At 72.3% G+C, this 8,137-nt stretch carries 5 protein-coding genes; all 5 read left to right on the top strand.

Annotation, left to right across the window (positions count from 1 at the left end; all coding sequences use genetic code 11):
* Positions 1 to 356: glutaminase (locus tag ABT08_RS11590; RefSeq protein WP_288115055.1), on the top strand; the 356-nt coding region annotated here is incomplete at its 5' end.
* A 152-nt stretch (positions 357 to 508) separates the two neighbouring features.
* On the top strand, positions 509 to 2,722 hold the full coding sequence (gene glgX / locus ABT08_RS11595; protein WP_056208351.1) for a glycogen debranching protein GlgX: 2,214 nt from the start codon (positions 509 to 511) through the stop codon (positions 2,720 to 2,722).
* A gap of 4 nt (positions 2,723 to 2,726) precedes the next feature.
* A complete protein-coding gene (gene treY, locus ABT08_RS11600; protein ID WP_288115056.1) occupies positions 2,727 to 5,162 on the top strand; it encodes a malto-oligosyltrehalose synthase in 2,436 nt (811 codons plus the stop codon).
* Positions 5,163 to 5,184: 22 nt separating this feature from the next.
* Positions 5,185 to 6,930: a malto-oligosyltrehalose trehalohydrolase gene (gene treZ / locus ABT08_RS11605; RefSeq protein ID WP_288115057.1), complete on the top strand. Its 1,746-nt coding sequence runs from the start codon at positions 5,185 to 5,187 to the stop codon at positions 6,928 to 6,930.
* A 156-nt stretch (positions 6,931 to 7,086) separates the two neighbouring features.
* Positions 7,087 to 8,133 (top strand): isopenicillin N synthase family dioxygenase, encoded by a 1,047-nt coding sequence (locus tag ABT08_RS11610; RefSeq protein ID WP_056208237.1) that lies wholly within the window; start codon positions 7,087 to 7,089, stop codon positions 8,131 to 8,133.
* The last annotated feature ends 4 nt before the right edge of the window (positions 8,134 to 8,137 follow it).

The raw sequence follows: 8,137 nt of genomic DNA on the forward strand, positions 1-8,137 counted from the left end.
CCGCCTGGCACCTCGGGGTGCTGCTCATCGGCCCGGAGGACGTCTTCGCGACCGGGGAGATCGTGCGCGCGCGACCCGAGGTCCGCCGCGGGTTCGCCGCCGAGTCGCAGCGCCGACGGGCGGATGTCGCGGCCGCCGCCTCCCGCGGAGGCTTCGCCGACGGGCAGGTCGTGCACCTCGGCTGGGAGAGGCTCGACCTCGCCGCGGTCGGGCGGGGCGAGGCATCCGGCCCGCTGCGGCCGGGCACGGACGGACCCGAGGTGCGTTGGAGCGCCCGCGGTGGGTGGCGGCCGCTCGCCGCCTACCTCGACGAGCGCATCGCGCTGCTGCTCGACCCGCCGTCCGGCGCGACCTGAGCCCGCAGGACGCGCCCGTCAAGCCCCGCCGCGACGACGCGCGGATGGCCGATGCTCGGAAGGTGAGTGACCCGAACGCCGAGCCGACCGCCGACACGTCCGCGACATCCGCACCCGCTAATGTGGGGGCTCCCGAGCAGGGAGGGGCGCACGTGCAGGCTTGGCCGGGATCCGCGTACCCCCTGGGCGCGACCTTCGACGGCAACGGCACCAACTTCGCCCTGTTCAGCGAGGGCGCCGAGAGTGTCGAGCTGTGTCTGTTCGACGACGCCGGCACCGAGACCCGCGTCGAGCTCGTCGACGTCGACGCGTTCGTGTGGCACGCCTACCTGCCGAACATCGAGCCGGGTCAGCGCTACGGCTACCGCGTGCACGGCGAATACGATCCGGCCGCGGGGGCGCGCTACAACCCGAACAAGCTGCTCCTCGACCCCTACGCGAAGGCCGTCGACGGCCAAATCGACTGGGACCAGGCGCTGTTCGCCTACACGTTCGGCGACCCCGACTCCCGCAACGACGACGACTCCGCCGCGCACATGATGAAGGGCGTCGTCATCAACCCCTTCTTCGACTGGGGCGGCGATCGGCAGCCGAAGACGCCGTACTCCGAGACCTTCATCTACGAGGCCCACGTGAAGGGCCTCACGAAGCTGCATCCGCTCGTGCCGGAGGAGATCCGCGGCACGTACAGCGCGATCGCCCACCCCGCGGTCATCGAGCACCTGAAGAAGATCGGCGTCACCGCGATCGAGCTCATGCCCGTGCACCAGTTCGTCAACGACGACACCCTGCAGCAGAAGGGCCTGTCGAACTACTGGGGCTACAACACCATTGCCTTCCTCGCCCCGCAGAACACCTACGCCTCAACCGGCCAGCGCGGCCAGCAGGTGCAGGAGTTCAAGGGGATGGTGCGGGCGCTGCACGCCGCGGGCATCGAGGTGATCCTCGACGTGGTCTACAACCACACGGCCGAGGGCAACCACCTCGGTCCGACCCTGTCGATGCGGGGCATCGACAACGAGGCGTACTACCGGCTCGAGCAGGACGACAAGCGCTACTACACCGACTACACCGGCACGGGCAACAGTCTCAACGTCGGCAACCCCCACGCGCTGCAGCTCATCATGGACTCGCTGCGCTACTGGGTGCTCGAGATGCACGTCGACGGGTTCCGGTTCGATCTGGCGGCGACCCTCGCCCGCGAGTTCTACGACGTCGACCGCCTGGCCGCCTTCTTCGAGCTCGTGCAGCAGGACCCGGTGGTCTCGCAGGTCAAGCTCATCGCCGAACCGTGGGACGTCGGCCCCGGCGGCTACCAGGTCGGCAACTTCCCCCCGCAGTGGACCGAGTGGAACGGCAAGTACCGCGACACCGTGCGCGACTTCTGGCGGGGCGAGGCGGCGACCCTCGGCGAGTTCGCCTCGCGGCTCACCGGGTCGGCCGACCTGTACGAGCACAGCGGGCGGCGGCCCGTGGCATCCATCAACTTCGTGACCGCCCACGACGGGTTCACCCTGCGCGACCTGGTGTCGTACAACGAGAAGCACAACGATGCGAACGGCGAGGACGGCAACGACGGCGAGTCGTTCAACCGGTCGAGCAACTGCGGCGTCGAAGGGCCGACCGACGACCCGGTGGTGCTCGCCCGGCGCGCGCAGCAGCAGCGCAACTTCATCGCCACCCTGCTGCTCAGCCAGGGCGTGCCGATGCTGCTGCACGGCGACGAGCTCGGCCGCACCCAGCAGGGCAACAACAACACGTACGCGCAGGACAACGAGCTCAGCTGGATCGACTGGGAGCACGTCGATCAGCCCCTCGTCGAGTTCACCGCGGCCCTCGCGCGCCTGCGACACGACCACCCGACCTTCCGTCGCAGCCGCTTCTTCGACGGCCGCCCGGTGCGCCGCGAGGAGGGGAGCCCGGTGCCCGACATCGTGTGGCTGCGCCCCGACGGCACCCCGATGCAGCCCGAGGACTGGGACGCCGGCTTCGGCCGCGCGGTCGGGGTGTTCCTCAACGGCGGTGGCATCCGCGAGCGCGATCGGCGCGGGAGCGAGATCGTCGACGCGCACTTCCTCGTCTACTTCAACGCGGGCGACGAGGCGGTCGACTTCACCGTTCCCGAGGTGGAGTACTCGCCGAGCTGGGACGTGCTGGTCGACACCGCCGGCCATCTCGCGAACACCGGCGTCGTCGATCCTGGCGACGTGGTCGGCGTCGGCGCGGCGTCGCTGCTGGTGCTGATCGAGCACCGTGCCGCCCCGCCCGAGGTCGACCACTCGGTGGCCGCGTCGCTCGCGCAGGCGGTCACCGCGGCGATCGACGAGGTGCCGGGCGCCGCCCCCAAGAGCGAACTGCCGAGGTGAGCGCGTGAACCCGTCGTCGACCTATCGTCTGCAGATCCGACCCGGGTTCGACCTCGACGCCGCCGCCGCGATCGTGCCGTACCTGCGCGATCTCGGCGTCGGCTGGGTCTACCTGTCGCCGCTGTTGACGGCGACGACCGGTTCCGACCACGGCTACGACGTCGTCGACCCGGCGCGCATCGACCCGGCGCGGGGCGGCGCGGAGGGGTTCGCGCGCTTCATCGCGGCGGCACGGGAGGCGGGCCTCGGCGTGCTCGTCGACATCGTGCCCAACCACATGGGCGTCGCGGTGCCGCGCGAGAACCCGTGGTGGTGGGACGTGCTGCGGCTCGGCGAGGCGTCCGCCCACGCCCGCGCGTTCGACATCGACTGGGCGTTCGGCGGCGGCCGCGTGCGCCTCCCCGTGCTCGGCGGCGAGCTCGACGACGTCATCGGCGATCTCGTGATCGACCGGGATCCCGCGGCATCCGCACCCGACGGAGTCTTGCGGTACGTCGACCACGTCTTCCCTCTCGCGCCCGGCTCGCTCGACGGCATCGGGAGCGCGCCCACGACCGTCGACGTGCGCACCGTGCTCGGCCGGCAGCACTATGAGCTGCGGTTCTGGCGCGACGAGGCGACCGACCTCAACTACCGGCGCTTCTTCGCCGTCACCTCCCTCGCGGGGGTGCGCGTCGAGGATCCCGCGGTGTTCGCTGCCGCCCACGTCGAGATCGTGCGGTGGGCGACGGAGGGGCTCGTCGACGGCCTGCGCGTCGACCATCCCGACGGCCTCGTCGACCCGGCCGGCTACCTCGAGCGGCTGCGGTCCGCCGTCGGCGGGCTGCCGGTGTGGGTCGAGAAGATCCTCGAGCACGCCGCGACCGACCACCCCGAGCGCCTCGCACCGTGGTGGGCGAGCGCGGGCACGACGGGCTACGACGCGATGGCCGAGCTCGACCGGCTCTTCATCGACCCGAACGGCGTCGCGGCGCTCGACGGGCTCGACGCGGCCCTGCGCGCGGAGACCGGCCTGCCGCCCGCGCCCGCCTGGGACGACCTGATCGTCGAGACGAAGCGCACGATGGCCACGACGATCCTGCAGTCCGAGGTGCGGCGGCTCGTGCGCACGCTCCCGGCCGAGGTGCGCGAGACGGTGGGGGCGGATGCCGCGGCCCCCGCGCTCGCCGAGATCCTGGCCGCCTTCCCGATGTACCGCTCCTACCTGCCCGCGGGCGCCGCCCACCTGGTGCGGGCGGGGGAGGAGGCATCCGCCCGCCGGCCCGACCTCGCGGACGGGATCGACGCCCTGCTGCCGGTGCTCGGAGATGCGACGCTCGAGGTCGCACGCCGGTTCGAGCAGACCACGGGGCCTGTCATGGCGAAGGGTGTCGAGGACACGGCGTTCTACCGGTTCACCCGGCTCGGCACGCTCACCGAGGTCGGCGGCGACCCGTCGGTCGCCTCGCTCGACGTCGAGGGGTTCCACGCGGCGTTCGCCGAGCGTCACGCGCGCTGGCCCCACGCGCTGACGGCCCTGTCGACCCACGACACCAAGCGCAGCGAAGACGTGCGCGCCCGCCTCAGCGTGCTGAGCGAGCAGCCCGAGCGTTGGGCGAGCGCCCTTCGCGCGCTGCGCGCGGTCGCGACGACCGGGCACGGTCCCACCGACGAGCTGCTGTGGCAGGCGATCGTCGGCTGCTGGCCCGCGTCGGCCGAGCGCCTGCACGCCTACGCCGAGAAGGCCGTGCGCGAAGCAGGGGAGCGAACGACCTGGCTCGCCCCCGACGCCGCGTTCGAGGCCGCGGTGCACGCGCTCGTCGACGCCGCGTTCGGCGCGGCGCGGCCCCTCGTCGAGGACCTCGTGGGCCACATCGCCCCGGCCGGCTGGTCGAACGCGCTGGGCCAGAAACTGCTGCAGCTGGCCGGCCCCGGCGTGCCCGACGTCTACCAGGGGTCCGAGGTGCAGGAGCTCTCGCTCGTCGATCCCGACAACCGGCGACCCGTGGACTTCACGGCCCACGCGGCGCTGCTGCACGACATCGACGCGGCGGTCGCGGCCACCGAGCTCGATGCGCGCCTGGGTGCAGAGGGCGGACCGGGGATGGGGGAGCCGCTGCTGCCGCCGGTCGACGCGACCGGGCGGGCGAAGCTCCTCGTGACGTCGCGGGCGCTGCGGCTCCGCCGCGACCGCCCGGAGCTGTTCACCCGCTATCTGCCGCTGGAGGTCGTCGGCGAGGCCGCCGCGCACCTCGTCGCGTTCGACCGCGGCGGCGTCATCGCCGCCGCGACCCGACTGCCCGTGGGGCTCGGACGCCGCGGCGGGTGGGGCGACACCGCCCTGCTGCTGCCGCCCGGAGACTGGGTCGACACCCTCACGGGGCGCGTCGAGTCGGGCGCCGTGCCGATCGCCCAGCTCTGCGCGACCTACCCCGTCGCACTGCTCGTGAGGGCCGGCTGAGCCGGCGGATGCGGAGGACGACGTGATCGAGGTGTGGGCGCCGAACGCCGCGCGCGTGCGGCTGCGGCGGGTGGCGGCATCCGTCGACATCGACCTGACCCCCGCCGACGACGGCTGGTGGCGCGCCGACGTCGACCTCGCCGACGGCGAGCGGTACGGGTTCGTGCTCGACGACGGCGAGCTGCGTCCCGACCCGCGCTCGCGCCGGCAGCCCGACGGGGTGCACGGCGCCTCGGCCGTCGACGATCCGGGCTCCTTCGCGTGGACGGATGCCGCGTGGACCGGGCGTCCGCTCGCGGGCGGCCTCGTCTACGAGCTGCACATCGGCACATTCACCCCCGACGGGACGCTCGACGCCGCAGCCGCGCGACTCGACCACCTTGCCTCGATCGGCGTCACCCACGTCGAGCTGCTGCCCGTGAACGGCTTCAACGGCCAGTGGAACTGGGGCTACGACGGCGTGCTCTGGTACACCGTGCACGAGGCGTACGGCGGACCCGCCGCCTACCGTCGCTTCGTCGACGCCGCCCACGCGCACGGCATCGCCGTCATCCAGGACGTCGTCTACAACCACCTCGGACCGAGCGGCAACTACCTGCCCGAGTTCGGTCCCTACCTGCGCACCGGCAGCCGCAACACCTGGGGCGACTCCGTGAACCTCGACGAGCCCGCGGTGCGGTCGTACATCGTCGAGAACGCGCTCATGTGGCTGCGCGACCAGCATGTCGACGGACTCCGGCTCGACGCGGTGCACGCCCTGCACGACGAGCAGCCGGTGCACATCCTGCAGGAGCTGGCCGCGGCATCCGATGCCCTCTCCGCGCACCTGGGACGCCCGCTCACCCTCATCGCCGAGAGCGACCTCAACGACCCGCGGCTGATCCTGCCGCGCGAGGCCGGCGGCTACGGTCTGCACGCGCAGTGGAGCGACGACTGGCATCACGCCGTCCACGTCGCCCTGACCGGTGAGACGAGCGGCTACTACGAGGACTTCGCGGCAGCCGACGCCCTGCCGAAGGTGTGGACCGCCGGGTTCTTCCACAACGGCACCTACTCGTCGTTCCGGGGGCGTGACCACGGCTCCCCCATCCCGTCCGAGGTGCCCACCTCCCGCCTCGTGACCTTCTCGCAGGACCACGACCAGATCGGCAACCGCGCCGCCGGCGATCGTCTCACCGCGACCCTCTCGACCGACCGGCTCGCGGTCGCCGCCGTGCTGACCCTCACCACCCCCGGCACCCCGATGCTGTTCATGGGCGAGGAGTGGGGTGCGTCGACGCCGTGGCCGTTCTTCACGTCCCACCCCGAGGAGTGGCTGGGGGAGGCCGTGCGCAAGGGGCGCACCGAGGAGTTCGCGCGCATGGGCTGGGACGAGTCGGTCGTGCCCGACCCGCAGAGCCCCGCGACGTTCGCGAGCGCCAAGCTCGACTGGACCGAGCAGCACCACGGTGCCCATGCCCGCCTGCTCGCGATCTACCGCTCGCTCGCCGACCTGCGGCGCGCGCGGGCCGAGCTCACAGACCCGGCGTTCGCCGACCTGACGGCGGAGGACCTCGACCCCGACGCTCCCCCCGCCGCGCGGCGGTTCCTGCTCGGACGCGGCGCCCTGCGCATCGCCGTCAATCTGAGCTCCGACCCGTGGCCGCTCGCGCTCGAGCCCGGCGAGACGGTGCTGCTCACGAGCGGGGCGGATGCCGCGGCATCCGCCGACGGCACCGTCACCGTTCCGCCCGACACGGCCGTGATCGTCGGGCCGCCGCTCGGCTGAGCCCGGCGCGAGGACATCCGGATGCGCCGTCACGCGCAGGAAACGTGCGCTCGGTAGCCTGGCCGCGCTCATGAAAGCGAGCCGCCCACCGGCGGCGGGAAAGCGTGAAGCGACTGCCTGACACCGGCCCGCGGGCCACGACCTCACGGAGTTGCCATGACGTTCCACGTCCCCCTCGTCGACATCACGCCCTACGTGACTGGCGGCACCGACGCCGAGCGCGCCGCGGTCGCCCGCGCGATCGACGACGCCTGCCGCACGGTCGGTTTCATCCAGATCACCGGGCACGGGGTGCCGGCCGCGGTCATCGCGGGGCTCGAGGCATCCATCGACGGATTCTTCGGGCTCGACCTCGATGTGAAGAACACGTACCGCACGCCGCCCGAGATCAACCGCGGCTACAGCCCGCCGAAGTCGGAGTCGTTGAGCCTGTCGCTCGGCGTCGAGCAGGCCAGCCGCATGAACGACTTCTTCGAGGCGTTCAACGTGGGCGCGACCGCGGCGCACTACCCGCACGTCGCGCACCTCGACCCGATCGACTACGCCGACAACGTGTGGCCCGACGTCGCCGGGTTCGAGCCGGCCGTCAGCGCCTACTTCGGCGAGGCGGCGCGCGTCGCCCGCACGCTCACCGACATCTTCGCCGACGCCCTCGGCATCGATCGCGCCTTCTTCGACGCCCGCACCGACCACTCCCTCGACGTGCTGCGGATGAACAACTACGCCCTCCCGCCGGGCACCGACGTCACCCTCGACGGCGACCTCATCGGCATGGGCGAGCACACCGACTACGGCATCGTGACAGTGCTGTGGGCCGACCGGGTCGCGGGCCTGCAGGTGCTCGGATCCGACGGCTCCTGGAACGACGTGCAGCCCGCCGAGGGCGCACTGCTCGTCAACCTCGGCGACGTGACCGCTCGGCTCACCAACGAGCAGTGGATGTCGACGCTGCACCGCGTGAAGCCGCCCGTCATCGACGGCACGATCCGCCGGCGCCGCTCCGCGGCGTTCTTCCACGACGGCAACGTCGACGCGCTCATCGAGACGCTGCCGCAGTGCGTCGACGCGCAGCATCCGGCGATCTACGAGCCCGTCACCGTGCAGGAGCACATCCGGGCGAAGCTCGCCGGATCGCGCGCGGGCGTGCGCAACGAGACCGCCGACCGCGAGTCGGCGCGGGTGCTCTCCAGCGACCGGTACTGAGGGG

Origin of the sequence: Microbacterium sp. SCN 71-21 (assembly GCF_001725695.1) — a bacterium.
GTDB lineage: Bacteria > Actinomycetota > Actinomycetes > Actinomycetales > Microbacteriaceae > Microbacterium > Microbacterium ginsengisoli.

What these genes read in the sequence shown, in the direction of transcription:
- ABT08_RS11610 (WP_056208237.1), top strand. Translation starts at nt 7,087, where the DNA reads ATGACGTTCCACGTCCCCCTCGTCGACATCACGCCCTACGTGACTGGC.